At 43.7% G+C, this 26,240-nt stretch carries 23 protein-coding genes; 13 read left to right on the top strand and 10 right to left on the bottom strand.

Annotated elements, in window-relative coordinates:
* A partial coding sequence (locus IQQ51_RS27045; protein ID WP_228012842.1) for an FAD-binding oxidoreductase occupies positions 1–1,017 on the bottom strand: 1,017 nt, incomplete at its 3' end.
* A gap of 222 nt (positions 1,018–1,239) precedes the next feature.
* On the opposite strand from IQQ51_RS27045, the gene IQQ51_RS12815 reads away from it, so the two are divergent.
* The 7 genes from IQQ51_RS12815 to IQQ51_RS12785 all read left to right on the top strand — a co-directional run bounded on the left by IQQ51_RS12815 (position 1,240) and on the right by IQQ51_RS12785 (position 7,426).
* Positions 1,240–1,923 (top strand): DUF3334 family protein, encoded by a 684-nt coding sequence (locus IQQ51_RS12815; protein ID WP_017059770.1) that lies wholly within the window; start codon positions 1,240–1,242, stop codon positions 1,921–1,923.
* A gap of 209 nt (positions 1,924–2,132) precedes the next feature.
* The gene (locus IQQ51_RS12810) at positions 2,133–2,822 is read left to right on the top strand and encodes a DUF2786 domain-containing protein (RefSeq protein ID WP_017059769.1); all 690 of its coding nucleotides are present in this window, start codon (positions 2,133–2,135) and stop codon (positions 2,820–2,822) included.
* A 113-nt stretch (positions 2,823–2,935) separates the two neighbouring features.
* The gene (locus IQQ51_RS12805) at positions 2,936–3,601 is read left to right on the top strand and encodes an OmpA family protein (protein WP_048607125.1); all 666 of its coding nucleotides are present in this window, start codon (positions 2,936–2,938) and stop codon (positions 3,599–3,601) included.
* A gap of 157 nt (positions 3,602–3,758) precedes the next feature.
* A complete protein-coding gene (locus IQQ51_RS12800; RefSeq protein WP_193841273.1) occupies positions 3,759–4,844 on the top strand; it encodes a tetratricopeptide repeat protein in 1,086 nt (361 codons plus the stop codon).
* Positions 4,845–5,009: 165 nt separating this feature from the next.
* Positions 5,010–5,198 (top strand): hypothetical protein, encoded by a 189-nt coding sequence (locus IQQ51_RS12795; protein ID WP_004733419.1) that lies wholly within the window; start codon positions 5,010–5,012, stop codon positions 5,196–5,198.
* Positions 5,199–5,604: 406 nt separating this feature from the next.
* Positions 5,605–6,012 carry a SulA-like leucine-rich domain-containing protein gene (locus IQQ51_RS12790; RefSeq protein ID WP_017072931.1) on the top strand — a complete coding sequence of 136 codons (408 nt, stop codon included), beginning with the start codon at positions 5,605–5,607 and terminating at the stop codon, positions 6,010–6,012.
* 310 nt (positions 6,013–6,322) lie between these two features.
* Positions 6,323–7,426 (top strand): phosphoribosylaminoimidazolesuccinocarboxamide synthase, encoded by a 1,104-nt coding sequence (locus IQQ51_RS12785; RefSeq protein ID WP_193841272.1) that lies wholly within the window; start codon positions 6,323–6,325, stop codon positions 7,424–7,426.
* A gap of 158 nt (positions 7,427–7,584) precedes the next feature.
* Here IQQ51_RS12785 and IQQ51_RS12780 read toward each other — a convergent pair whose 3' ends face one another.
* Complete coding sequence (locus IQQ51_RS12780) at positions 7,585–7,962, bottom strand: hypothetical protein (protein ID WP_019821854.1); 378 nt, start codon at positions 7,960–7,962, stop codon at positions 7,585–7,587.
* Between the two features lie 203 nt (positions 7,963–8,165).
* Positions 8,166–10,544, bottom strand: a complete 2,379-nt coding sequence (locus tag IQQ51_RS12775) for a helicase-related protein (RefSeq protein WP_193841271.1) — start codon at positions 10,542–10,544, stop codon at positions 8,166–8,168.
* A gap of 183 nt (positions 10,545–10,727) precedes the next feature.
* Between IQQ51_RS12775 and IQQ51_RS12770 the strand changes: the two genes are divergently transcribed.
* From IQQ51_RS12770 to IQQ51_RS12760, 3 genes are all read left to right on the top strand, one after another.
* Positions 10,728–12,416, top strand: coding sequence for an NAD-dependent malic enzyme (locus IQQ51_RS12770; RefSeq protein ID WP_048613210.1), 1,689 nt, complete (start codon positions 10,728–10,730; stop codon positions 12,414–12,416).
* Between the two features lie 152 nt (positions 12,417–12,568).
* Positions 12,569–13,369 carry a SanA/YdcF family protein gene (locus IQQ51_RS12765; protein WP_048613208.1) on the top strand — a complete coding sequence of 267 codons (801 nt, stop codon included), beginning with the start codon at positions 12,569–12,571 and terminating at the stop codon, positions 13,367–13,369.
* Between the two features lie 197 nt (positions 13,370–13,566).
* Positions 13,567–14,937, top strand: coding sequence for an SLC13 family permease (locus IQQ51_RS12760; RefSeq protein WP_048607137.1), 1,371 nt, complete (start codon positions 13,567–13,569; stop codon positions 14,935–14,937).
* Positions 14,938–15,158: 221 nt separating this feature from the next.
* Here IQQ51_RS12760 and IQQ51_RS12755 read toward each other — a convergent pair whose 3' ends face one another.
* Both IQQ51_RS12755 and IQQ51_RS12750 read right to left on the bottom strand, forming a co-directional pair.
* A complete protein-coding gene (locus IQQ51_RS12755; RefSeq protein WP_048659546.1) occupies positions 15,159–15,509 on the bottom strand; it encodes a GlpM family protein in 351 nt (116 codons plus the stop codon).
* 124 nt (positions 15,510–15,633) lie between these two features.
* On the bottom strand, positions 15,634–16,929 hold the full coding sequence (locus IQQ51_RS12750; protein WP_193841270.1) for a GGDEF domain-containing protein: 1,296 nt from the start codon (positions 16,927–16,929) through the stop codon (positions 15,634–15,636).
* Positions 16,930–17,233: 304 nt separating this feature from the next.
* Here IQQ51_RS12750 and IQQ51_RS12745 point away from each other — a divergent pair, with 304 nt between their 5' ends.
* Positions 17,234–18,058 (top strand): DUF2797 domain-containing protein, encoded by an 825-nt coding sequence (locus IQQ51_RS12745; RefSeq protein WP_017063586.1) that lies wholly within the window; start codon positions 17,234–17,236, stop codon positions 18,056–18,058.
* A gap of 132 nt (positions 18,059–18,190) precedes the next feature.
* Here IQQ51_RS12745 and IQQ51_RS12740 read toward each other — a convergent pair whose 3' ends face one another.
* Entirely contained in the window at positions 18,191–19,441 is a 1,251-nt protein-coding gene (locus tag IQQ51_RS12740) for a sensor domain-containing diguanylate cyclase (RefSeq protein WP_193841269.1), read from the bottom strand.
* 349 nt (positions 19,442–19,790) lie between these two features.
* Entirely contained in the window at positions 19,791–20,675 is an 885-nt protein-coding gene (locus IQQ51_RS12735; protein WP_193841268.1) for a LysR family transcriptional regulator, read from the bottom strand.
* Between the two features lie 233 nt (positions 20,676–20,908).
* On the opposite strand from IQQ51_RS12735, the gene IQQ51_RS12730 reads away from it, so the two are divergent.
* Positions 20,909–21,580 carry a type 1 glutamine amidotransferase domain-containing protein gene (locus tag IQQ51_RS12730; protein ID WP_050621230.1) on the top strand — a complete coding sequence of 224 codons (672 nt, stop codon included), beginning with the start codon at positions 20,909–20,911 and terminating at the stop codon, positions 21,578–21,580.
* A 120-nt stretch (positions 21,581–21,700) separates the two neighbouring features.
* On the opposite strand, the gene IQQ51_RS12725 is transcribed toward IQQ51_RS12730, so the two are convergent.
* The 3 genes from IQQ51_RS12725 to IQQ51_RS12715 form a co-directional block, all read right to left on the bottom strand.
* A complete protein-coding gene (locus tag IQQ51_RS12725; protein ID WP_193841267.1) occupies positions 21,701–22,936 on the bottom strand; it encodes a cysteine desulfurase-like protein in 1,236 nt (411 codons plus the stop codon).
* Positions 22,920–23,576 carry a 2OG-Fe dioxygenase family protein gene (locus IQQ51_RS12720; RefSeq protein ID WP_193841266.1) on the bottom strand — a complete coding sequence of 219 codons (657 nt, stop codon included), beginning with the start codon at positions 23,574–23,576 and terminating at the stop codon, positions 22,920–22,922. The genes IQQ51_RS12725 and IQQ51_RS12720 overlap by 17 nt, the downstream gene beginning before the upstream one ends.
* An 818-nt stretch (positions 23,577–24,394) precedes the next feature.
* Positions 24,395–24,979: an SPOR domain-containing protein gene (locus tag IQQ51_RS12715; RefSeq protein ID WP_164091101.1), complete on the bottom strand. Its 585-nt coding sequence runs from the start codon at positions 24,977–24,979 to the stop codon at positions 24,395–24,397.
* 456 nt (positions 24,980–25,435) lie between these two features.
* Between IQQ51_RS12715 and IQQ51_RS12710 the strand changes: the two genes are divergently transcribed.
* The gene (locus tag IQQ51_RS12710; RefSeq protein ID WP_228012840.1) at positions 25,436–26,194 is read left to right on the top strand and encodes a DUF4365 domain-containing protein; all 759 of its coding nucleotides are present in this window, start codon (positions 25,436–25,438) and stop codon (positions 26,192–26,194) included.
* The last annotated feature ends 46 nt before the right edge of the window (positions 26,195–26,240 follow it).

Below are 26,240 nucleotides of genomic sequence, written 5' to 3'. Positions count from 1 at the left end.
CTCTTTATTGGGAACATCAGTCAGCAGGTCACTCACGGTGTGCCAAACGATGTCTTGCTTCGCTAAGTTCAATACTCTTGAATCCACCGTTTCAACAGATAGGGCTTTCGCTTCCACCATGAACGGCGCATTACGCAACGCAGAATCAAACGTGTTGTATTTCACGTTAACCAGTGTGCGCGCTTTTGGAATCTTGGTTAGGTTTAACTTTGCTTCTGTGATGAATGCTAACGAGCCTTCAGCGCCACATAGAACGCGAGTCAGGTCAAAGCTGTCATCTTGTTCGTTGATTGCGTTCTTTAGGTCATAACCTGTTAAGAAGCGATTCAGCGGAGGGAATTTATCTAAGATTTGAGCGCGCTTGTCTCGACAAACCGCCTCAGTCACCGCAAGTGCATGGTGAGCGAATTCACCCTCAACGGGTAAGCCATGTGATAAATCAGATTCTAGACATGAACCATCTGCGAACACCGCTTGCAGCGACAATACATGGTCCGACGTTTTGCCGTACTTCAATGACCCTTGGCCCGAAGCATCGGTATTGATCATGCCACCCAAGGTTGCTCGGTTACTGGTAGAAAGGTCTGGAGAGAAAAAGTAACCATAAGGGCGAACAGCGTCGTTCAATTGGTCTTTAACGACACCAGACTGAACTCTTACCCAGCCTTCTTTCTCGTTAATCTCAAGAACCTTATTCATGTATCGCGATAGGTCAACCACGACACCTTTTGTTAAAGATTGTCCGTTGGTTCCCGTACCACCGCCACGAGGGGAAAAAGTCACGCGTTCGTAAGCGGATTTAGAAACCACTTTACCGATAAGCACAACGTCTTGCGTTGTTTTAGGAAGGATGACCGCTTGCGGCAATTGCTGATAGACACTGTTATCAGTCGCCACAGCCAAACGGCTAGAATATTGAGATTCAATGTCGCCAGTAAAGCCCGCTGTTTTTAGTTCATCTAAAAAGCGTACGACAACTGGATCGACATCAGCATTGAGTTGAAGTCTTGGTAACATTTGCTTCCTGCCCCTACTTCGCTGATCCTATCAGCATTGGGTTATCTGAGATTTTTAATAATTTTCTTTGAATTTGGTCACTTTACTACTATTAAGATCATATAAAAAGGTGATCAAATCAGAATCTCAGTGCAAGAATGGAGAAATAGTCACTTTCGTCTTAATTCAGTAGCAATATACTGAATAACATTTTGTTTAAGACATCTCCACGAGCACATCACAATGAAAAAAAACAAAACAGTCACAACTGAAGATATCCTTCTTAAACTATGCCAATCAGTCTCAAGCGTACTAACTTCAGCGACGGCTTCTCAGGTGTCCTATTCAGCCATGGTTCAAAAGATCAACAAGACAAGCCTAAAGCCAGACTTTGGTTGCTTCGTTCTGTTTGATGGCGGCTTTTCTGGTCTTGTTGTTATCAATTTTACGTCCAAAGCAGCGCTAGAGATCTACACCAATTACATGCGCAATATGGGCATGCCTGAAAACGAGCTTGCTGTGCTTCATACTTCAGACGAAGTGGGTGATGTGCTGGGTGAGTTGATGAACCAATTGGTTGGCGATTTCACCAATAAAATCCGCAAGGAGCTGCAAACCAACATCACACAAAACCAACCGAAAATGCTGGCTCTGAACAAGCAAGTTAACCTTTCTGTTGATACTAATCTCGATCGTCCACAAGCTCGTCGTGTTACCTTCTCTACCGCTAATAACAACATTTTCTACCTTGAGCTTGCGATGGATAAGACCGAATTCATTCAATTGGAAGAATTTGAAATCGCAGAAGACGAATGTCCAGATAGCATTCTTGAAGCGACTCAGAAAAAAATGCAAGAAGCGAACAAGCCAGCTCAAAGCTCAGGCAATGATTCTGCAGCAGATCTACTCGATGAACTGGGTATCTAGATTACGAATGCTCTAGTTAATCAGGAAAATCGTGTCACTAACGCCATCAATACGCTTGATGGCGTTTTTGTTTTTGTAGCCAACTCGGCTCATGCAGTCCAATGTTCACCGCCTCACTTGTTCATCAAACCAGTTTTGCCTTTCTGTTACCCGCGAAAACATGTAAAATGTTGGACTTTTAAAAATTTGCGGTACTGATTAAATTGTCGATGGATAAGAAAAAAGCCCTAAAGAAAATTGCCAAGTGTCTTGAGCTTGGAAATTCTGCGAACGTCAATGAAGCGGCCAATGCGATAAAAATGGCGCATAACTTGATGCTGAAATATGGTCTCGAAAAAGACGATATTGAATTTATCAAGATGGGGAAAACTCAGTCCAGTCACCTGTTACCTGCAAATATCAGTTCTACATTGCTGCGTGTTATTCGCGGTATCAACACCAAATTTGGCGTAGAAGCCGTATTGCTGAATCACAAAGGCCTCAAGCGTGTTGAGTTCATTGGTGAAGCCGACCGCGCTATCTTCGCAGCCTTCGCTTTCGATATCATTTATCGTGAACTGAATGAGCACACAGGCCAATTCAGAAATAGCTTTGCTGGCTCTGGCACAGGGTCATTAGAAGTGACACGCCGCGTAAACTCATTTGTTTCAGGCTGGGTTGAAGGTGCGCTTGAAAAGCTACCAACCATTACCCCAGACGACGAATCAAACAATAAGATCAATAACTACATTGATAAAGAATTCAAAAATATCGACCGTGAAACGTTCAAACAGCAACTGAGAGAAGCGATGAAAAACCTCACCGCCGATTATGAAGTTGGTTTGAAGAAAGGTCGTAAATTGTCTGTTAATCGACCAGTTGGCGGTACCCAGGCAGCTAAAAAGATAACTAAATCATAGAGCCACTTTACATTACTTCGACGTATTGATAAAAACCATCAATAAGATTTACAGGACTATGTCTGTCACTCGGATTCATTCGTTTGACAGAAGTACATGATGGAGAAAATACGTTGAAAAAAATCACACTAGCCCTAGCGCTTACTATCGCTTTAACGGGTTGTCAGGCAACTCAACGCCAAAACGCGACAACTGGCGAATCTGAGACTAACTCTGCAACTCAAGGCGCTCTAATTGGTGCACTCGCTGGTGCCGTTGCTGGTGCTGCTACTGGTGACTCTAAAGATCGTGGTAAACGTGCACTTATCGGCGCAGCAGGTGGTGCGGCTGTTGGTGGTGGAATTGGTTACTATTTTGACCGACAAGAAGCTGCCCTTCGTGAAGAGCTAATGAATTCAGGCGTTCAAGTTGAACGCGTTGGCGAAAACCAACTTCTACTTCGCCTAGAAAACGGCATCGGTTTTGATTCTGGCTCTTACGCTTTAGAATCAAGCATTCACAATACCCTTCGCGGCGTTGCTCGTATCCTCGTTGAATACCCAGACACTAGCCTAGTGATTGAAGGTCATACTGACAGCACTGGCAGCGAATCGACGAACCAAATCCTTTCTGAGCGTCGTGCTGAATCTGTTCGTGCATTCTTGATCTCTCAAGACGTTGCTGCAGGTCGTGCTATTGCTCGTGGTAACGGTGAGCGTTACCCTCTATGTGACAACAACACCTCTCAAGGTCGTGCTTGTAACCGTCGCGTAGAAATTCAAATCTTGCCGCTTAAGTAGCACGATTAAAGCCCAGTCCGTCTTTATCTCTTGAATTAACCACTATATAGTTGTTTATCAGTTATGTTACTCATTTAACGTGATAATAATAACCAACAACCATAAAGCGTATTCATACTGACATATCGATTCTGGGCTTTTTTACGAGACTTATCTTTTGCTGATCCTATCCAACATTCTGTCATCATCACTTCTTAGAGCTCTATTTCTAGCCCTCGTCTTTTCCACGATACAGCTGTCCACCACACGTTTCGTGCGCGCAGCAAGCAGTGATGAATTTTCACTAGAATCACAACCTCAAGATCCAGTTTCTCAATACCAGTTAGCTCAAGCTTATGAATCGGGTATCGACGTTCCTGTTAGCACCAGTGATGCATTGTATTGGTACACGCAGTCAGCAGAAAACGGTAACCCAAACGCGCAATTTAGACTGGGTGAATGGCACTTGGCAGGAACAGGTGTTGAACAAAGTAACAAGCTGGCTTTGGAATGGTTTATTAAAGCGGCGTTGCAAGGTAACCAGCGCGCACCTATCGAGGTAGCAAAACTCTACGAATCCTCGCTAGAACAAGACCTCCTTCAACCATTAGATAAAGCGCAGCTATGGTATGAAGTAGCCTTACAAGATAATCCACAAGCAGAAGATGGCTACAACCGCATTTTGGAAGCGCAATTCAACCAGCAACGTGCAAAACAGATCTCTTCAATAGAACAGCTCGATGACAGCATCGACTCTGAAATAGACACCAGTCAGGGGTTATCTAAGCACGTTCAATCTAACCAAGCATCACGCTCTAACCTCTCCAGTTCTAACCTAATTAGCTTTGACTATATGATTGGTGCTGCGTTGGCCGTGTTGATTTCAATTATCAGCATTATTGCGACGCTCGTTATCTCAAGAAAAAGACAAGCTCTGGAGTCGGGTGATTCGCGACAGCAACAACAATCACTTGAAGCGCAGCTTGCCTCGAAGGACCTGACGATTAAGCAACAAAAACGCCAGCTGCACACTATGTTCCACGAATTGAAGAAGCAGAAAAACAGCAAAGGTCTAAGTAATTTTCAAGTGGCTTGCGCGCTATTTGGCTACACACCTAGCTCAATCCCTGACCAAAAAAGCATCAAGATCCGATACAAACAGCTATCAAAGATCTACCATCCAGATGGTCACGGATGTGACGAAGAAATGAAACGTTTGAACAATGCGCTAAAAACCATTTTACAAAATGTTACAAAACCGTAAACAAACACACATCTTCATTTTTCAAGATCTCAAAGATATCGATTTTATTGGCGTTGCAATCGATCCCCCTCTCAAAAACGGGTAACAAACTATTAACTAATAGGTCTTACTTGTGTCATAATTTGCGCCGAAAATACACCTGACTTAAACAGGTGAGGAGAGAATATGTTCACAATAGAAGGCGTTTGTGATTGGTGCAAAAAGCCAAGCCTAGTTAAAAAGCACGACTACCTAGATGGTAAGTGTCATCATGCATGTAAAGAGTGCAATGATATTGCAACCATTGATGTTCGCCAGTTCAATATTGGTGAAATGGAAATGAGAGCAAAACTCTCCCAAGCGACATTGAGATAAGCAACACCGTGAAATATAAGAAAGCGCCTAAGGCGCTTTTTTTGTGCCTGCGGTTTTAGATCTTCTCTCTTCTATCTTCTATCTTCTATCTTCTATCTTCTATCTTCTATCTTCTATCTTCTATCTTCTATCTTCTATCTTCTATCTTCTATCTTCTATACAGGTATATACAGTACTTTTCTGTCAAAACCACTGTATACACCTGTATAAAGCTCACATTTTTTCAACTTATGAGACAAAACAACAAATTCATTCAAATTTAATTTATCGAATAATTTCAATGATTTAATTGTTTTTCATCCATAATTCCAAACGAAATCGTCCAATAATCCCGCAAAAAACGCTTGATCTTATAAGCAACTAAAACTACTGTATACACATACAGCATGTATATAAGGACAGCAAAATGATTCAAGCACACGTTAAAGCACAACACTCTAGCCCGCTAGTTCACTGCGCATTTACATCAGTTTCTCGTAAAAGCAAAAATTCAAACGAGGAAGCGTTGTTTGCAAGAATGGCGTTGCTGTCCAATCAACATCAGTGGTTACTGTTTACGGCTCAAACACCAAGACCATCGGCTAAGCAGCTTAAGCAACATAATGTTTGCTGCGACCGCGTTATTCATATGAAAGCCTCTCATCAAATGACTGAGGTAGAGACTGTCGAGAAAGCCATTCGATCTAAGAATGCAAGTGCGATTGTTGCAAGTTCATCGATTGATCAGTTCAGCCAACAGTACCTAAGAACATTAGGGTTACGCTTTCAATGTGAAGTCTTCTTTATGGATGCAAATTCAGAGCGTATTCACTAGGCCATATTGCTTAATAACATTTTGGCTCAAAACATTGTCCACAAACATAGCTTAATCTTTTAGCTAACAAACTTAAGTTAACTTAAGAAACAATTCGCCAAAACACAGTCCAAACATACTGCCTTCCCCTGCCCTACAATTCGCCAAATTTTTAGCGGATTGTTAGGCGGGGGTTTTTATTTAAACAACAGATTTAGCAATCGTTTGCTTTTTCTCTGGAAGCAAATAGTAGATTGGGTATAATGCCCGTCTAATCATGTGCACACCGCACTTCTCTGTATGACGTTTGATAAAAGATAGGAATGTCTAAATGAGCCTTGCTGATCAAGTTCTTGCCGTAAATGATGACCTACCAATCCGTACTGATAAACCTGTCCACAGTGGCAAGGTTCGTTCGGTCTACTGGTTAACTGAAGAAGATAGCCAACGACTAATTAAAGAGAAAGGCTACGATGTAGCACCAGATGCGCCTTTAGCAATCATGGTGATTAGTGACCGTATCTCTGCATTTGATTGTATCTGGCGTGGTGAAGGGAATCTTAAAGGTGTTCCAGGTAAGGGAGCGGCTCTGAATGCTATCTCTAACCACTGGTTCAAATTGTTTAAAGACAACGGACTTGCTGACAGTCATATTCTTGATATCCCTCACCCGTTCGTATGGATTGTACAAAAAGCTCGCCCAGTCATGATCGAGGCGATTTGTCGTCAATACATCACAGGTTCAATGTGGCGCGCATACGCAAACGGCGAACGTGAGTTCTGTGGTATCGAGATGCCTGAAGGCCTTGAGAAAGACAAGAAGTTGCCTGAGCTACTGATCACGCCTTCAACAAAAGGGATTCTGAAAGGTATTCCTGGCGTTCCAGAAGCTGACGATGTGAACATCACACGTAACAACATCGAAGATAACTTCGCAGCATTCAACTTTACTCAAGCAAGTGATATTGCACATTACGAGAAACTGCTTAAGGAAGGCTTCAACGTAATCAGTCAAGCGCTAGCAAACGTAGACCAAACCTTTGTTGATACCAAATTTGAATTTGGCTACGTCAACGATGCTCAAGGCAAAGAAAAGCTTATCTACATGGACGAAGTTGGTACTCCAGATTCATCTCGCATTTGGGATACTCAGGAATACAACAACGGCAACATCGTTGAGAATTCAAAAGAAGGCTTCCGTCAGTTCTTGCTTAACTACTTCCCTGATGCCGACATTCTTTTGAATAAAGAGCGTATGCCAGAGCGTGAAGCGTTAGCTCGTGACAATGAACTTCCACTGGATTCGCTAATGTCTCTGTCTCGCACTTACCTTGATATTGCTGCAAAAATCACAGGTGCGGAGATCGTACTGAGCGAAAATCCTAAGCAAGAAATCATTGATGTACTGCGCGCTGACTATGGTCTAATCGACTAGTTGCTTTATTGCTTAATCGCTTTATCTCAAAATAAAAAGCTAGAAAGCTAATAAGCTCGTAGACACAAGTTTTAGATACTAAAAGGGCCTCAATATTTGAGGCCCTTTTTACGTGTACGTTTTTACTATTTCTGAGAGACGTTATCGGCGAACTGAAGTTACAGCCTAATCGTGAACTCTTCTCCAGAATTACCCGCAATCACTAAATGACTGCGCGATTCAATATACTCGATCTGCTCTTCTTCAAGCGAATATGGCATCACCACTTTGAGCTCATTGATCCCTTCTAGCTTAGCAAGCTTGAGTAAGGTAACAATGTTCGACTCATCACTTTTACGCGTCGACATTGATTTCAATGCCATCTGCCATAAACGATCTTCAGGGCTTGCTAGCTCTTTAATGCTATCTCGCCAGACGGTACTGAACACTGGCGCAATTGTGGTGAGTGCTTCCAGAAAAGTCCATTTTTTACTGCATGAGGCGCCAAGAAATGTTGTGTAATCGAACTCTACACGCGTCTCTTCCTGTTTATCCATGATGTCCCCCGACACTTTGGCAACACAATATACTCAATATCTATCAACTCTTTCTTTATAGCAATAGGATATAGAAGAATAGTCTTTTATGACCTTTTGATTGGTTAAAAAGGCATATAAAAATCAAACTTGTAACAAAATAAGCACTGAAAAATCATATATGCACCTATTTGATTAATATTTTAGAGATAAAACTTATCCATCTATTTGATATCAATTATTCGACTCGCTTTTTTGTACTGAATACGCCAACCAGACCATGTCGGTAGCTCCCAACGTTTTGGCGATAACTTTCGGCTACCCGACTGATAATGGACGTAAATCAGCTTTCTTGCGGGCAAGTATTCGACATCGAGTTGCAAGTCGGCAAGGCTCAATGCAAACGGATATTTTTCCGAAAACTCTGAATAGAGCCAAGTTGGAATGCCATCGAACGGTATGTCTGCATGGTCGAACATTTCCAATTCGCTGACATCAGTAACACCTAACACTTCAAGCTGCTCTATAAACCATAGCTCAAAGTTAATGCTCTCAATTTCTGCTGTGTATTTAGTTTGTTCATCGAGACCGAGTTTCACATACAGCTGCCAGTGTTTGATTTCTTGAGTGCGAGCCTTTGCAAAACCCGGAAGCTGGTCTCCATTTAACACAAGGTCGACGATAGGCTTTAACGATAATTGCCCTTCAGCCGCGACGAGCTTGGTTGTAATCGTTCGGCCTGCGTATACCAACGCCATCTCAGTAAATACGCCATCGTCATTCACGACTGTTTCGCCTTGCTCCCACTCTCCTAGTTCAGCATCAATGAGAAGCTCAAGAGGAATGGGTGCCGTGACCGTCGCTAAGGTCAGTGTCTGCTTAACACCTCTTCCAGGCAAGCTGTGGGTATCCAACACCAACATCGCTTGCGCATTATCAGGGAAACGGTTCTGACGACCGAGTACCACCTCTAATGCTCCATTGGCAAACGCTTCTTTCCTTTTCAGTCGGCGCACAAACACCAGTTCAGGATGCAGATTCACAATGGTCTTGAGCAGTTCAATGCGTTGGAAACGTGACGCGACTTCTAGCTGAGGAAGTTCAAACACCTCACGCATTTGCTTTGCCAGTCCTTGCGCTTCATTCAGTGCCTGTTGGTCGATTTCTAAATGCGGATAATCGCGCCCACGCACAATCTGAATTAACAGGCTTAAATCACACCCTTCTTTCTCTTGTTGCGCGAGCGCTTCTAGATGTTCTGCATTATTCGGTAACTGATATAAGCGAGCAGGAACGGACAGCGCCGCTGTGAGATCGACCATTGCTTCTTTTAATGCTTTGGTTTTGATTCGAGTAACGATATCGGCATACAAGGCATCAATCGGCAACGGATACAGCTTTTTGCCATGCTCGGTAATTTGATGGTTGGCGTTAATCGCTTCCATCGTCAGCAAGGTTTGAGTTGCACTGTTTAGTGATTTCTCTGGAATAGGATCAAGGAAGAGCAAGCTCTCAAGTGGAGCACCGCAACATGCCGCGGCCAACATAGGCTCGGTCAGCTCTTCACGCTGTAATTCAGGCGGTGTGACTAACTCTAACGCCGCATGCTCACCATATAGACGCACGCAAACGCCATCCATTACCCTACCCGCGCGGCCAGCTCGCTGTTTGGCACTCGCTCGTGATATGGATTTAAGCATCAGTGTGGTTCTGCCATTACGCTGAACGGTGCGTCTCTCTAATCCTGAATCTATCACCACGCCAATGTCAGGAATCGTTAATGAGGTTTCTGCAACGTTGGTCGCAAGGATGACCTTTCTCAAACCATTACCTTCAGTATTAATATTACGACCCGATAACGCTAAATCTCGCTCTTTATCACTGACCGACGCATGCAATTTAACGACTTGGATATCTGGATTTTTCGCCAAGGCTTGTTCGCATTGCACGATCTCTTTTTTACCCGGCAGAAAAACCAACATATCGCCAGAAGAAGCGATCAGCTGATGATTCACTTCTTCCGCGATACGCTGCTCTAGATGTCGGATATCAGGCAGCGTTCTGGATTCATTCGCTCGGTGTTCAATCTCAACTTGATAAGTTCGCCCTTCACAGCTTATTCGATTCGCATCCAAATACTGAGCAAGGCGTTCACCCTCAATGGTTGCTGATGTGATCACCAAACGATGACTCGCTTTTTGTTTCAGAATCGCCACCAGCAGATCAATGTCCCAACGTCTCTCGTGAAATTCATCCACCACAATCACATCAAAGCTAGCGAGTCCATCTTCTGATAACCAACGCAGCGCGATACCGGGTGTCACAAAAACGACGCTAGTTTGCTCGTTGTATTCTGATTCAAGCTTAATCGCATAGCCCACTTTGCTACCCAACTTCTCGCCCGATTGCTGTGCGAGATATTTAGCGAGTGATGTACACGCGATGCGTCTTGGCTCCACCACCAGCACTCGCCCATGTTGAGAAGCCCAAATTGGTAAGCGCGTTGATTTACCTGATCCGGTTTCCGCCTCTACGACAAGGTGAGAATTAGCGATTTGTTCGTGGAATATGTTTTGATAAGCATCGATGGGAAGTAATGACATAAAATGGCGAGTCGCGAAAAAGTGTGAGCAAAGTATAACGAATTATCGTGTTGAAATTCGATAAGTGTGGGACAGAGGTAAGAATATCATTTTGTTTGCTCAGATCGCGGAGAAACTATTTACAATTGAATAACTAAACCGTTATCATTTTTCAGTTACCCTTTCTCCCATATTAGGCATCCAATGAACAACGATAAACGCCCTCTATATATCCCTTATGCTGGTCCTGCTCTACTAAGTACACCTCTTCTAAACAAAGGCAGCGCATTCTCTGCTGAAGAGCGCAGTTCTTTCAACCTTGAAGGTTTGTTACCGGAAACAACCGAAACAATCCAAGAGCAAGTAGGACGTGCATACAAACAATATTGTAACTTCGAAAGTGATATGGATAAGCATATCTACCTTCGTAACATCCAAGACACTAATGAAACGCTTTTTTATCGTTTAGTTCAAAACCACATCTCTGAAATGATGCCTATCATTTACACGCCAACGGTTGGCGCAGCATGTGAGAACTTCTCAAATATTTACCGTCGTGGCCGTGGTCTGTTTATCTCATACCCGAACCGCGATCGTATCGATGATCTACTGAATAATGCGACAAACCACAACGTTAAAGTTATCGTGGTTACGGATGGTGAGCGTATTCTTGGTTTGGGAGACCAAGGCATCGGTGGTATGGGTATTCCAATTGGTAAGCTAGCACTGTACACAGCTTGTGGTGGTATTAGCCCAGCTTACATGCTACCAATCGTGCTCGATGTGGGTACCAACAACCCTCAACGTCTTGCTGACCCTATGTACATGGGCTGGCGCCATCCTCGTATTACGGGTGCTGACTACGATGCATTCGTTGAAGAGTTCATCCAAGCGGTTCAACGCCGTTGGCCTGATGCATTAGTTCAGTTCGAAGATTTCGCACAAAAGAACGCAATGCCACTGCTTGAGCGCTACAAAGATCGCATCTGTTGTTTCAACGATGACATCCAAGGTACAGCTGCCGTAACGGTTGGTTCTCTACTTGCAGCATGTAAAGCAGCGAACAGCAAACTGTCAGATCAACGTATCACCTTCTTAGGTGCGGGTTCAGCAGGTTGTGGTATTGCTGAAGCTATCATTGCTCAAATGGTGTCTGAAGGTATCAGCGATGCACAAGCTCGCTCTCAAGTTTACATGGTTGACCGTTGGGGCTTGCTACAGGAAGGCATGCAAAATCTGCTTGATTTCCAACAGCGTCTGGTTCAAACCAACGAAAACACCAAAGACTGGGAAAGCGACGGCACTGGTTTCTCTCTACTTGACGTTGTTCGCCACGCGAAACCAACCGTATTGGTTGGTGTGTCTGGTGCTCCAGGTCTATTCAGCAAAGAAGTCATCAAAGAGATGAACCTACACTGTGAACGCCCTATCGTGTTCCCACTGTCGAACCCAACAAGCCGTGTTGAAGCAACGCCAAACGACATTATTCGTTGGACTGATGGCCAAGCACTGGTTGCGACAGGTAGCCCATTTGAGCCAGTCGTTCACAACGGCACAACTTACCCAATCGCTCAGTGTAACAACAGCTACATCTTCCCAGGTATTGGCCTTGGTGTATTGGCTGTGAATGCTTCACGCATCACTGACGAAATGCTAATGGAATCGAGCCGTGCACTTGCTACGTGTTCTCCACTAGCAATCAATGGCACAGGCGCTCTGCTTCCACCATTGGAAGAGATCCACACGGTATCTAAGAAGATTGCTCTTGCTGTAGGTAAGAAGGCGATTGAACAGGGCGTTGCTCTAGAGATCACTGAAGATGCACTGCAACAAGCGATTGACCAGCACTTCTGGCAGCCAGTTTACCGTCGCTACAAGCGCACAGCATTCTAAATAAAGAGCGTTAACTCCTCTTCTAAGAGCCTCTGCAATTGCAGGGGCTTTTTTCTTTACACTGTCTTGTCTTTTTAACTGATTTTTCTCATTTTTATTTGGTATTATCGAGCACTCAAAAATTAATGCTCAGTCAAAGGACCATACCGAGAGTGAAATTTGATTCTCACATTATCCGTAGCTACATAAAAAAAGCTTACAAAAAACTGCAAGGTTTTCTGTTTGGCGCTTTCCTCGTGTTCTTAGTAGGCAGCGCTGCGGTTATTGCGATCGATTATTGGGTTTCATGGCAAGCGGAAGATCGCATTATCTACGATATAGATGAAGTGCCCGAGCTTGAGGTCGCCGTTGTGCTTGGCACGAGCAAATATTTGGGTCGAACACTCAACGACTATTATAAGCACCGAATCGAAGCTGCAATTGAGCTTTTCGATCGTGAAAAAGTGGACCAATTTCTACTGAGCGGCGATAACGCTCATCGCTCTTACAATGAGCCGTGGACGATGAAACGCGACTTGTTAAAAGCGGGCGTCCCCGAAGAACGCATCAATCTAGATTACGCAGGTTTCAGAACCTTAGACTCGATTGTTCGCGCCAAAAAGATATTCGATACCGATAACTTTCTGATCATCACTCAAAAATTCCACTGTGAAAGAGCGCTGTTCATCGCCAACTCTTACGATATTCACGCGCAGTGTTTAGCCGTTTCAGGGCCAACCCATCACTCGGGAAGCTCAATACGTTTACGTGAAGTGTTTGCGCGCACCAAAGCATTCCTTGATCTGTATATTATGGGGACAACGCCAAAGTTCCTTGGACCTAAAGAGCCGATTCAACCGAGTCCAAAACCGGAATCATTTCCGATCCCAAACCCTATCACTGACCCAACTGTAAACCCTGTTGTAGACCCTACAACAAGCCCGATTGCAGACCCAGCAGAGACCGATGTGTAGAAAACTACACATTTTGAATTTGTTGCCTCACACTTCCCCATTGTTAAGCAAAAACACACCAACACTCCTTTATTAACTTGAGTAACATTCTTCCAACAAAGTCTGACCCTACATCAAGCTATATACCTCGAAAATAATAAGCACAACTCAATGAAGTCGTGCACCAATACAACGAGGATAAACAAAAGGAGCGTCTTATGACGGCACTTGTTACTACACTGAAACACTGGTTGTTTACCCGCAACAGCATGATATTGATTGGTAATTTCACGCTATTTGCAGTTTTGCTCAATACCCTGCCATTCGAAGCGCAAGTGAATACAGGTTTAAGTATTCTCGTGTTCGTTGCCATTCTATGGTTAACAGAAGCTATCCACGTCAGCATCACCGCTTTGCTCGTTCCCCTATTGGCTGTCTTGTTTGGTGTATTCAACACGCCCGCAGCGCTGGCTAACTTTTCAAACCCAATCATCTTCTTATTCATGGGTGGCTTCGCATTGGCAGCCGCACTGAACAAGCAAGAGCTAGATAAAGCGATAGCTGACAAAGTACTGCTGATAGCAAAAGGCAGAATGTCGGTCGCTGTGTTCATGTTGTTCGGTGTGAGTGCAGGCCTATCAATGTGGATCTCAAACACGGCCACCACTGCAATGATGCTTCCTCTTGTTCTTGGTATCATGAACAAGGTTGACCAAAGTGAAGACCGCAACACCTACGTTTTCGTACTGTTAGGTATCGCTTACTGTGCTTCAATCGGTGGTATCGCAACCTTGGTTGGTAGCCCTCCAAACGCAATTGCGGCGGCAGAAGTTGGCTTGAGCTTCACAGAGTGGATGGCACTTGGCCTACCAATCTCAATGATCTTACTGCCAATCGCGATGATTATTCTTTACGTGATGACTAAGCCAAAGCTTGACCACAAATTCGAGCTAGACCACGCTCCCGTTGAGTGGACAAACAGCAAGAAAATCACACTGTCTATCTTCCTTCTAACCGTAACGCTTTGGATATTCGGTAAACCAATCAACGCAATGATTGGCGGATTCTCTAAGTTCGACAGCTTGGTAGCGATTGGTGCGATTGTACTATTAGGCGCTTCTAGAGCGGTGGAATGGAAAGACGTTGAGAAGACGACAGACTGGGGTGTATTAATCCTGTTCGGTGGCGGTATCTGTCTAAGTAACATTCTTAAAGCAACAGGCACCAGCGTATTCCTAGCACACTCACTAAGCGGATTTTTAGAAACAGCAGGCGTACTGCTTACGATTCTAGCCGTGGTAGCGTTCGTGGTATTCCTAACGGAATTTGCAAGTAACACAGCAAGTGCAGCATTGTTAGTACCAGTATTCGCAACCATTGCTGAAGCGCTGGGTATGTCTCCGGTAATCTTGTCTGCACTGATTGCGGTTGCTGCATCTTGTGCCTTCATGCTACCAGTAGCGACACCACCTAACGCAATCGTGTTTGGCTCGGGTCACATCAAGCAGAAAGAGATGATGCGAATCGGTATGGTGTTGAACCTAGTTTGTATCCTAGTTCTGACTCTATTCGCTTGGATCTTCTGGTAAACACTAACGTCTTAAAAGCGCATGCTTACAGGAATGCTCCCCTAAACTGGTTGAACTTCCCCCGGTTCAACCAATACAAAAATGCCCGCTCAGTTTGAATCTATCAGTCAACTGAACGGGCACATAAAAACAAGAAACGCTTTTCCCTTTTGGTGGCTCTTCGCCACCTTTTTTGTATCAGCTCGCCATCAACCTATCATTACCGCTCTAAGACCTGGTTCTCACGCCACACTTGGCACCAAACGCGTCCAACCCAACAGCAACATAGATGCACACAATACCCACACTACAGTCGCTAACGAGAGTGTCGACACCAAATTGTATCGATAACTGAACACATACACTGCGCCAAGATAAGCGGCGTACGGGACAAGCGAAAACAGACCAAACAGCGCTGTGGTCCGCAACTCGACCATGGTTTGTTCCGTGCCGACAATGTAGTGAGCAATCAGAGCAAAGGTGGGAAACAGCGGCACTAAACCAGAGATATAGAAACTCTTACTCTTCGACAATAGTGCAATCAACAAAACCGCCGCGGCACCCAGCAGACATTTAAAGAACAGTGAGATCATTTTTTATACGTTATCCAAGCAAACCAACAAAGGCTCTAGAGGGTAAACTCATCTAACAGCCATAAAAACGCCACACGTCACATATGCACGCGTGGCTTATAAACTAGTCAAAACAATTTTCAGATTAGTGACTCAAGATCACCTGATTTCGACCTGAATGCTTCGCTTGATATAAAGCTTCATCAGCGCGAGCAATGGTCTCTGTCACTCGCTCTTGCTTCATCTCGGCAACACCAATACTGCATGTCAGTGGATCGCCATGCACCCAAAGGTGCTGGCTCACTAAAAGTCGAATTTTCTCGGCCTTTCTTTGTGCTTCGCCAAGATCAGTCTCGGGGCAAAAAACAATGAACTCTTCACCACCCCATCTCACCAACTTATCGGTAGCGCTGATCGAGCTGCCCACCACCATGCTGAACTCACGTAAAATATGGTCACCCATTTGGTGCCCGTACTTGTCATTCACGCTCTTGAAGTAGTCGATATCGAGATACAACATGCCCAGCTTGCCATGTCCTTGCTTCACATGTTGTGACTGCATTTTCAACCAATCACGAATCGCGTGGCGGTTTAGTATTCCGGTTAATTCATCACGGTGAGCCTTTTCAGAAAACTCAAAATTTTGCTCTCTCAATGCTCGGTTGACGTTCTTTAGATGGTTGTGTCTCTTTTCAACAATCACCATGCGCTTCCTAGAACGGTGCAATTCTGAAATCAAGAACACGGTGCCCGTCCCCACCCAGATAAACAGCAAAATTAAGAACAAGCTCTCGCCAGTGATATAAGAGCCTTCAAACTCAATGCTACGGATAACGATTCTATGATGGCCAAGCTTCGCCCCGGACGCAGTAGCAAACTCAACCATATTCACGTTCGAATATTCAGGCGCGGAGTGCTCTAACGCAATATCGTTATCCGCTAACCACCATGTCATTACTTGCAGGTTTTTGATCGGGATTTCAATCACACCACCATCGACTCCTGGAGAAAACTCCATCCCGTTGTACTTATGTGTGTACTCGTCATCAGGAACCGAATAAGCAGGATTATAATTACGCAGGTAAGTTCGCAAACGACCGCTAGAATCGGCCTCCGCATGGTAATCAATATTGACTCTAAAGGTGTGATACTGAGAAAGGTCAAGGCCAGTGGTAATGTCTGGGCTGATACGAATCGATAGGCCGCAATAAGGCCACGGATACTCAGACTTTTTAAGCTCACAGTCGAGAATATACTGGCCATTTTGATAAGATAATTGGGACGTACTGACGCCTCTATCTACTTGATCGCTGGTCGCGATAAACTCATATTTATCAGGGGTAATTGCCGTTATCACACGATTTCCGCTCACACGGTAATACTGGACAATCGCCAGCGTCGTGATAACTAAAAAGATGACTATTTTATGGATCCACTTCACGTCTAAGCTTCCGGCTTAAGGTCCCTATAGTTGGGATTTCACGATAGAAAATAAGTTAGGTAAATTAGTGATCTTAATGCAAATAATTTACTAAAAAACGTTATATCACGCCTGAACAAAATGTCATACCATAATTTTGAACGAGTGTTTGCTCGTCAATTATCCATCGCAATAATCAAGTAATATTGCGTATAAAAACAGGCCCTATTTGTTATACTCATCGCATAATCATCGTTAACCGTATCGCCTGTTCACAAGGCGAGCGAGTGGACGAAATAATAATCAAAATACAACGAGTAATGTCATGTCTTTATTAGCAAAAGGTACACTCAAGAAGATGAGTGCTTCCCTTGATGGTGCGGTTACTTACCGTTTACCTGTAGGTGAAGAGTTTGTAGAGCTAAACCCTCTGATTGGTAAAACCATCAACCTCACCCATACCGGCAATATTTTTTGTTGTTCGTGTGGTAAGAAAACCAAGAAAAGCTACTCTCAAGGCCACTGCTTTGTGTGCATGAAAAAGCTAGCAAGCTGCGACATGTGCATCATGAAGCCAGAGACTTGCCACTACGATGAAGGCACTTGTCGTGAGCCTCAATGGGGTGAAGAGAACTGCATGGTTGATCACTTCGTTTACCTATCGAACACATCAAGCCTTAAGGTGGGTATTACTCGTCACACTCAAATCCCTACCCGCTGGATTGACCAAGGCGCGACTCAAGGTTTGCCTATCTTGAAGGTAAAAACACGTCAGATTTCTGGCCTGATCGAAGTTGAGTTAGCAAAGCACATTGCTGACAAAACCAACTGGCGCACGCTGCTAAAAGGCGACGGCGACGATATGGAGTTGGTAGAAAAAGCCAAAGAACTGTTGCCGTTGGTTGAGGATAAAATCCAAGAGATCAGAGCGAAGTTTGGTGACGATGCTATCGAGATTCTGAGCGAAAACATCACTTCATTGAGCTACCCAGTTGAGCAGCACCCAGTGAAGATTGTGTCGCATAACTTTGATAAGAACCCTGAAGTGACAGGCGTACTTCAAGGCATTAAAGGTCAATACCTTATCCTAGATACTGGTGTGATTAACATCCGTAAATTTGGTTCTTACGAAGTGGAAGTGTCTGCATAACTTGTAGAACTTAAGCGTTTCTTATAGTGAGAAGCGTTTAGTGAATAGCCAAAAACTAAAATGCCCTCAAGTGATGACTTGAGGGCATTTTTCGTTGTCGATTCTATTCGCTTTCGGTGACGATTTTAGGCGTTAGAGCGCAACCACATCTCCGTCGACACAATTCTTGCCATTGGCTTTCGCGCGATAGAGAGACTGATCGGTTAAATTCACGAGTGCGTCAATAGTGACACCGTCTTCACAAGCTCGACTATCACTGATTCCGATACTGACACTCGAATTAAATCGAACCTGTTCATCAATTTTGAACTCAACGTGATGGAACTGTTGGCGAATCTCTTCTGACACCTCGTATGCTAGTTCAAGAGACGCATTTGGGATAAAGATAATGAACTCTTCACCACCCCAACGGCCTGCGACTCCACCCACTCTATCGGCATTGCGCTTGGCAATATTAGCCAAAGCACAAATGACCTCATCACCAACCATATGACCGTAAGTGTCATTAATCGACTTAAAATCATCGATATCCAACAACATACACACAAGGTAATTTTCAGAGATAATATGCTCTCTTAGCCATTCATAAATAGCCCTACGATTGAGCAAATCCGTCATTTCATCGTAATTAGCTTGGTGAACCAACTGCTTTTCCAACATCACCTTTTGCGTCACATCTTCGAGCACAACCTGAACCGCAGGCTGACCTTTCCACGTAATCGCATTGTCGTAAATATTGAAGAACCGATGAACGCCGTCAAAGCCGATATTTTCAACCACGGTACTCGTGCCAGACAACTCCCCCGACACGATCGCGTGATAGTGCTTGCTGATGCCATCGGTATTCTGTTTTGGTACCAGTTCAAGGATAGAGTCCAACTCTAATACTTGCTCGATAGAAGCCGCGCCTTGCATGTTGACCCAAGATTGATTGACCATCAGCGGTTTGAAATCTCGGTGAACCAAGATGCCCTGCCCAGATTGCATGATCATGTCGTGATACATCTTATCTTGCTCACGCACCGCATTTTGCAGCTGAATCGCAGGGGAAAGATCGATAACCGTGACTTGCAGTGCAGGCCTTCCCTGCCACTCCGTCACATGGTCGATAGAAAACACGGTGAACTCTCTGCCATTACGATCAACATTGGTATAGGTGTGAACCTGAGGGTCGCGTTGACCACTGACTGTTTCAAGGTAATTTTGATAGGCGAGAACATGATAATCTTCTGAGATTAGATCTAGAAAGCTATCGATATTAGAAAGTAGTTCTTCAGGCGATGGGTATCCATAGATGCGAGCATAGTTAGCGTCAACACTAACTACATTCATATCTTGAATAGTTATTACACCATACGTGGATTCGAAATTTATTGAAGACATTGCCAACTCCGCACTCTAGCTACACTTCATAAACTGGAGCATAACAACACATCCAGCCAACGCTTCCACAGAATCTATCACGCGTTAGGGACATTAATATAGTATCTAGTATATCGTACTGTTGCGGGCTTCTCTACAATTCAATCGCCAACACCAGTTATCAAAAGTAGACAAGTCTCTCATTCCTATTACGCGCGTCAAAAAACAAAAAAAGATAACGTATATCTATGTAAGCATTAGCTTTTCTGTTTTGGGCGTTAACTTAGGTAGCTAGCGCTAATCACGACTCTTTTCAATTCCGTTAATTATTCACTTCTATCTTGTTGGCTGTTCGTTTAAAACCTCGTCGTTACTCATTCCAATCCGAAAAGTAAGCGACTAAGAAGTCGATTGCTAGCCGTGCTCTCTGGGGTAAAAAACGACGATTTTGATATACGACCCAACTGCTGGTTCCTGCTCCCCAATACTCTTCAAGCACCGGAACAAGCTTTCCATTAGTCAGACCGCCATTGAAACTACTTTTAGGAAGGTAGACAACACCAAGCCCCTCTTCACATGCTTTCAGTACTGCACTCGAATTGTTACTGCGCCAGCGCCCGTGCACTCGTACTGCATTTAACGGCTTGCCCTCTTTTTCAAATAGCCACTGATCACTGTTGGCAATAATGCAGCTGTGCATTTTTAACTGCTCTGGATGAGTTGGCGAGCCAAATTGCTCTATATATTCTTTGCTGGCTGCGGCCGCCATTGGGCGATCGACGAGCTTTCTTGCCACCAAACCGGAATCGTCTAACCGGCCGTAACGAATGGCGAAGTCGATACCATCTTCGATGAAGTTAACCATCTTGGTATTGAAGTTCATCTCTATGGTGAGCTCAGGATGATCTTTGGCAAACTCCATCAACGCCGCCGCGACATGATTTTCGGCAAACGCACCAGCAGCACTCACACGCAAAGTACCGCTAAGCTGAGTCTGCTGAGACGTGACTTGTTCATTCGCTTGCTGAAGCCCTATTACTAAGTCTTTGCACTGTTGATAATAGGTGTGACCCGATTCGGTCAGGCTTACCATTCGTGTAGATCGTGCAAGCAACGCCACACCCACTCTCTCTTCTAACCTTGAAACTTGGCGACTGACATGGCTGGTACTGCAACCCAGTTGTTTTGCTGCTGCAGAAAAACCGTGGCATTCAGCTACCGCAACAAACTCATTAATCCCTTCAAAGCTGTCCATACTTCACCTGTTTACATCTAACGAATTCACATCCGACTAATTCTCATTCGACTGTTGCTATATAGCAATAATGTTTTGTCTATTCGGCATATTATCACTCAAATGGTTTACTACTAGTATTACAGATAACGAAACAGCGGCATCTCTATTAATAAAACTGATGTCTGCCTTAAAAACGTGGATGTCTAAACAACGACGCTGAAACCAAACAAACGTGCTCAAAGGGACGAATCATGAAAAAAATACTAATACCTGTAACTAACCACGCAACACTAGGCGATACAGACCAAGTGAACGGGACTTACGCGCCTGAACTGACTCATGCTCTGAAAGAGATCTTGGCTGCTGGTTTTGAGTACGACATCGCTTCTATCAAAGGTGGTAAAGGCCCGTTGTATGGGACAGATATTGAAGGGGATTCAGTAAACGCGGAGATCTTGGCTGATGATGACTTCCAGAACCGCATCAACAATACGATTCCTGTAAGCCAAATTAATGCAGCAAGCTACGATGCTATCTTCTACCCAGGCGGATTCGGCTTGCTTTCAGACCTAGCAACCAACGAGCAATTCGCTGCTATTGCGGCTAAGCATTACGAAGATGGTGGTGTGATCGCATCAGTATGTCACGGCCCCGCGGCTCTGCTTCCGATTGTTCTGAGCAACGGTGAAAAATTACTAAGCTCTAAATCGGTGACTGGCTTTACACGTGAAGAAGAGATCGACTTTGGCACCATCAACGACATTCCGTTTCTACTGGAAGAGTCTCTTGCTCGCAGCGCAGCGCGTTTCAACAAGGTTCAACCTTGGCAAGAGCTTGTGATTGTTGATGAGCGAGTGATTACAGGCCAGAACCCGACTAGCGCACACGCAGTAGGTGCCGCTCTGGTTAAGCAGCTGTCTTAGTAGACTTTACTAAACAGATATAAGTTCATGAAACAAAAAGAGCATACTTACACCTCAATATTCATGAGAGAAGTATGCTCTTTTCTAATTCTGTCGCTATTAAGTGCTAGTGACTTCTTGCTAGTGACTACGCAAGATCCCTTCAAGCACATTGAACAGCAAGTCGATCTCTTCAATCGAGTTGTAATGCATACAACCAATACGCACCACGCCCTGCTCTTCAATACCCAACTGCTTCACCAACCCTAATGCATAGAAGTGACCATTCCACACACAGATATTATGCTCACCCAACTTCTTGGCGATGAACTCTGGAGAATGGTTTTCAAAGGTAACGGCAAAGGTTGGCGTTCTTAGGTTCGAGTCAAACTCCGTTTTACCATAGAGTTTTGCGCCTTCCAGATCGCCCAAGCGTTTTAGGAAGTACTCACTCAGTTGGCTTTCATGCTTATTATAAAGCGCGTAGCTTTGCTCTAAACGAGAACGCAATGAGTCAGTTGGCTCACCAAACTGCGCCAAGTAATCCACCGCTGCAATCACACCGGCAAGGCCTTCAAAGCTTTGCGTACCGGTTTCAAAACGGCCAGGGCCAATGTTTGTGGCAGGCTCTACCTTGTAAGGCTTTAAAGTATGCAGCCATTGAGGTGCAACATAAGCAATGCCGACATGCGGGCCGAAGAACTTATAAGCTGAACACGCTAAGAAATCACAATTCAACTGTTGAACATCGATCAGATGATGAGGAGCGTAGTGAACCGCATCAACATAAACCTGCGCACCGTACTGATGTGCAAGCTCGATAACTTTCGCCATATCAACAATCGAGCCAGTGGTATTCGAAGCAAAAGTCACAGCAACCAGCTTGGTTTTCTCGTTAAGCAGCGACTCAAAGTGCGCCATGTCTAGGCTGCAATCCGATTCGTCGACACGAACTTGGCGAACAATCGCGCCTTTGTCGTCTGCCGCTTGCTGCCAGCTCGATACATTCGAATAATGATCTAACGCCGTGACGATAACTTCATCGCCCTCTTTCCAATCTCGGCTGATCGCTCGGCTCAGTTGGAAGGTCAGCGATGTCATGTTCGCACCGAACACAACGTTGCCAGAAGACTCCGCATTAAGCAGTGCTTGCGCCGCTTCTCGCGCTTGCTGCATTAAGCTTGTGGTCTTTTGGCTAGAAAAATAGTGCCCACCTAGGTTTGAATTGAAATGCCCTAGGTATTCGGTCATTGAAGCTAAAACATTCTCAGGCACCTGAGAGCCACCCGGCCCATCAAAGAAAGTGACTGGCTTGCCATTATGATATTGGCCTAACGCGCTAAACTGTTGGCGCACATCATTAAGAGTGAAGGACATTGCGCGCATCCTTAGCCGTTAGAACAAACACATCCATGTAGCCCATCTCGCCGTGGTCTATGGTACGAATCGGTTGTGCATTGTGCCAAAGCTTACTATCTGCAAGCATGGCCACTTCGCCATCGCCTAACACTTTTCTAAAGAATGGTGCTTCGTGGCTATCTTGATACAGCATCACTTCACCACCAACGATGTTGTGACGAGTAACACCAATGATCGCGATGTGGTCAAAACCATCTTGGTGAACACCTTCTGGTGCAACCTGAGTTTCTTCAAAAATAGCGGCGATGCGGATCTGATGGATTTCGATTTCTTGTCCGTCTTCAAGCCCGTTGGTTTCAATAAACAGTTCACATATTTCCTGCATGCCTCCACTGCTTAGGATTTGTGCTTCAATCGGCTCGAATTGACGAACAACGTCACCTTGAAAGTGATTAATGTCTTCAGACTGAACAAAGTTATGTTTGTCTAGCTCAACGACTTGTCCATTACTGAATTCAACCACTGAGTACCTTCTCAATCGGAACTGGCCATCCGCATGCTCTGTGCTTGGTAGCTTAGAGAATGATGGTGACAACTCCTTAACCGCGTGGTTACTGAGGTGGGTAATATGTAGGGTATTTTCGTGAGCATGTAACATCATCGACTCCTTAATGATTGTTAATTAACTTTCGATATTTAACGTTTTATTTACATAAAGGATACTTGAAGATCTTGCCAAATCAACATTAAACAATCATTTATCCCGTCAGATTTAATAATTCAGACACTAAATCCAATCGAGAAATAAAAAACAGTGTATAACACCAGAATAAAAGATGACCAACTCTTAAAACTAGCACACTCCACTAGCTAGTTATAAATCCCTGTAAATTTAAACTCAACGATATTATTAACTAGCAAGCCAGATTTCATATTGTGTCAGCCCTTTCCCTTTAATACGCCAGCCTCCTTGCCTGAGTTCAGGCATCACACTCGCCATCATTCATTTCTATGCTTTTGCACAAAGAAATACGACCTACCTATCAATTGGCAAGCTATTGATTATTTACACAACAAACTGAAATTGGTTAATTTATGAGTACGCCAGAAACCAAACGCCTTTGCTTGCGCGTCTGGAACAGGTCGAGTTCGGGGGGAACTCGACCGCCCTCAATGGTTTACTTCTTTTAAGAGAGCGACTTGATAGTTCTTTTAGTCTCGAAGTGTTTGAAGTGAAATGCCGTGGGTGGGATTTACTTAGTGGTTTCTGACAAACGAAAACATGAAGCTACATCAACTATGGAAATAGCTGTAACTTCGAGAGAAACGGCATGTGTTCACAAATGTTAGGGGCTCTCCCCTAACACTATTTGCACCGTTATTTGGTAGGCGTTTTAATACAGTTCGTTGCTAACATTAATGCTCCATCACGAAATGTGATTATAGTAATTACTTGATAGTTTTAATTGTCATTATTTATTCCAGAACCTTACCTTTGGAGCCGGTGATCTTTTGTAACTCAGTAATAACCTTCTCAGTATTTAAATGGACTGAATCAACTTCGATTAAAACGCTAAAAAATGTGTCTTCTGACTTAATGAACGCTCTATAACCACGGTTTCTCAAATCAGCCACAACCATATTTGCATTTTCCTCACTTCTAAGTGCCATTAATGCAATGATATCGTTTGATGAGGCCTCCCTCTTAATTATAGAGTTATCAATGTGAGTTACTAAAGCGTCAGAAATTTGATTCTTTATTACATTGAAATAAAAATCATTCGAAGAGCTTCTTGCCCCCCCACTCATCAAACCACCACGGTTATTAGGCTCTACAACCAGTTGGTCTCCATTCAATATGGACCCAAATCGAATATCAGATGAAATAACATGACCATAAGTATTCCCTCCTCCATTTTCAAGTTCCATGCAAGATATTGATACTGATAAAAAATCTTCTAAATTAGTCTTAGGAATCAAACGTGCCTTAGTAAATTCCCCTTTGATTTTCTCTTTCAAAGTAAGTGCATCAAAGGGACAGCCCTCATCCTGAATAAACATTAGCCCAAGGGTGTCTTGGGATGCGGCGACCAAAGGGCTCAACAAAATCGGAAATGGTAGAAAAGCTATTACACATCGTTTTATAAGTCGTTTAAAAATCATAGTCTATTTTAAATGAGTATTAATTACGCTCAGACTAACAGCGTTCAAACATTGGGTTATTGACTCATATCATTTACTTAGATGAGACAGTCTTGATATAATTATTTCGATACATTTATCAATTAATCATAAGCTTACGTAATATTAGGTTTGTCAAAACTAACGAATTACAACTGTACAGAGTTGTCCCACAACTAATTTTTAATGTATTTAACTTACATCTACCCCCTCCTTGAATCCAATTTTCACCGAACTGCAATAATCAGACATAACTAACCATCTACTTGATCTATTTAAATTAAATTTTTTAAGCTTCCAGTTATAATAAAGGCTTTAAATCTAAAAGGTTTCACTATGAACGCAGGTGAGATTGGCACAGTAGCTGGACGAATTTTTGAGTACAAAGCGCCATTTAATTGGATTATCAGAAGTCAAGAAGATCAAGATGATCATGGAATTGACTGTGAAATCGAACTGAAAGACTCGAACGGAAAAGCTCTCGGCCAAGAAAGCGTGTTTAAAATTCAGCTTAAAGGTCAAGAGAACTGCTCATTTATTAATGATGGACAGAAGCTGTCGTTCTCGGTTTCTCACGCCCGTCTTCAGTATTATCTCAAGTTCAATATCCCAGTGATACTAGTTGTTGTTGAAGTGTCTAGCGAAGAGATTTACTGGGTTTCTGTTACTGACAATCAAGAGATCTTGGAGAAAGTAATAGATTCATCTACTAATACTTTGACTGTCCATTTACCAGTGGAAAACAAGCTCGAAAGAAACGACTCCGTAGCATTCGATAAATTGCTGGTGGCTGTTCAAGAATGTTGGGACTTTCTGTCTTTACGAGATCTTAAGCTTGCGGTTAACAACTGTAAAACATTGCAACCAGAAGCTTTGAATACATGTATTGAACAAGTTGGTGACGCTTTGTTCAAGGCTTACCATATCAAGTTAGACCAACTCCTTCTTGCTAGAGCATTTGATGATCTTTATCAGCAAGCCAGTGACATTATTCAATCGCGCATTGTGCCAGCTAAAGATAGGTTCTTGGCTACACTTTATTTCGGCGTTGTTGATCAAATCAGCTTGAAGATCAACGATGCCATATTTGACTAGCCGTTAGCTTCTAACGGGCATACCTAGTCCTATGACTTTGTTTATA

Source organism: Vibrio sp. OPT18, assembly GCF_015163615.1.
GTDB classification, from domain to species: domain Bacteria; phylum Pseudomonadota; class Gammaproteobacteria; order Enterobacterales; family Vibrionaceae; genus Vibrio; species Vibrio coralliirubri.
The sequence above is the reverse complement of the archived record's forward strand: the minus strand, read 5'-3'. Positions and strand labels throughout refer to the sequence as shown.

Excerpts from the sequence above, each read along its gene's own strand:
- IQQ51_RS12815 (WP_017059770.1), top strand. The coding sequence starts at position 1,240 with ATGAAAAAAAACAAAACAGTCACAACTGAAGATATCCTTCTTAAACTA.
- IQQ51_RS12810 (WP_017059769.1), top strand. The coding sequence starts at position 2,133 with ATGGATAAGAAAAAAGCCCTAAAGAAAATTGCCAAGTGTCTTGAGCTT.
- IQQ51_RS12795 (WP_004733419.1), top strand. The coding sequence starts at position 5,010 with ATGTTCACAATAGAAGGCGTTTGTGATTGGTGCAAAAAGCCAAGCCTA.
- IQQ51_RS12790 (WP_017072931.1), top strand. The coding sequence starts at position 5,605 with ATGATTCAAGCACACGTTAAAGCACAACACTCTAGCCCGCTAGTTCAC.
- IQQ51_RS12785 (WP_193841272.1), top strand. The coding sequence starts at position 6,323 with ATGAGCCTTGCTGATCAAGTTCTTGCCGTAAATGATGACCTACCAATC.
- IQQ51_RS12780 (WP_019821854.1), bottom strand. The coding sequence starts at position 7,962 with ATGGATAAACAGGAAGAGACGCGTGTAGAGTTCGATTACACAACATTT.
- IQQ51_RS12775 (WP_193841271.1), bottom strand. The coding sequence starts at position 10,544 with ATGTCATTACTTCCCATCGATGCTTATCAAAACATATTCCACGAACAA.
- IQQ51_RS12770 (WP_048613210.1), top strand. The coding sequence starts at position 10,728 with ATGAACAACGATAAACGCCCTCTATATATCCCTTATGCTGGTCCTGCT.
- IQQ51_RS12760 (WP_048607137.1), top strand. The coding sequence starts at position 13,567 with ATGACGGCACTTGTTACTACACTGAAACACTGGTTGTTTACCCGCAAC.
- IQQ51_RS12755 (WP_048659546.1), bottom strand. The coding sequence starts at position 15,509 with ATGATCTCACTGTTCTTTAAATGTCTGCTGGGTGCCGCGGCGGTTTTG.
- IQQ51_RS12745 (WP_017063586.1), top strand. The coding sequence starts at position 17,234 with ATGTCTTTATTAGCAAAAGGTACACTCAAGAAGATGAGTGCTTCCCTT.
- IQQ51_RS12740 (WP_193841269.1), bottom strand. The coding sequence starts at position 19,441 with ATGTCTTCAATAAATTTCGAATCCACGTATGGTGTAATAACTATTCAA.
- IQQ51_RS12735 (WP_193841268.1), bottom strand. The coding sequence starts at position 20,675 with ATGGACAGCTTTGAAGGGATTAATGAGTTTGTTGCGGTAGCTGAATGC.
- IQQ51_RS12730 (WP_050621230.1), top strand. The coding sequence starts at position 20,909 with ATGAAAAAAATACTAATACCTGTAACTAACCACGCAACACTAGGCGAT.
- IQQ51_RS12725 (WP_193841267.1), bottom strand. The coding sequence starts at position 22,936 with ATGTCCTTCACTCTTAATGATGTGCGCCAACAGTTTAGCGCGTTAGGC.
- IQQ51_RS12720 (WP_193841266.1), bottom strand. The coding sequence starts at position 23,576 with ATGTTACATGCTCACGAAAATACCCTACATATTACCCACCTCAGTAAC.
- IQQ51_RS12715 (WP_164091101.1), bottom strand. The coding sequence starts at position 24,979 with ATGTTTATTCAGGATGAGGGCTGTCCCTTTGATGCACTTACTTTGAAA.
- IQQ51_RS12710 (WP_228012840.1), top strand. The coding sequence starts at position 25,436 with ATGAACGCAGGTGAGATTGGCACAGTAGCTGGACGAATTTTTGAGTAC.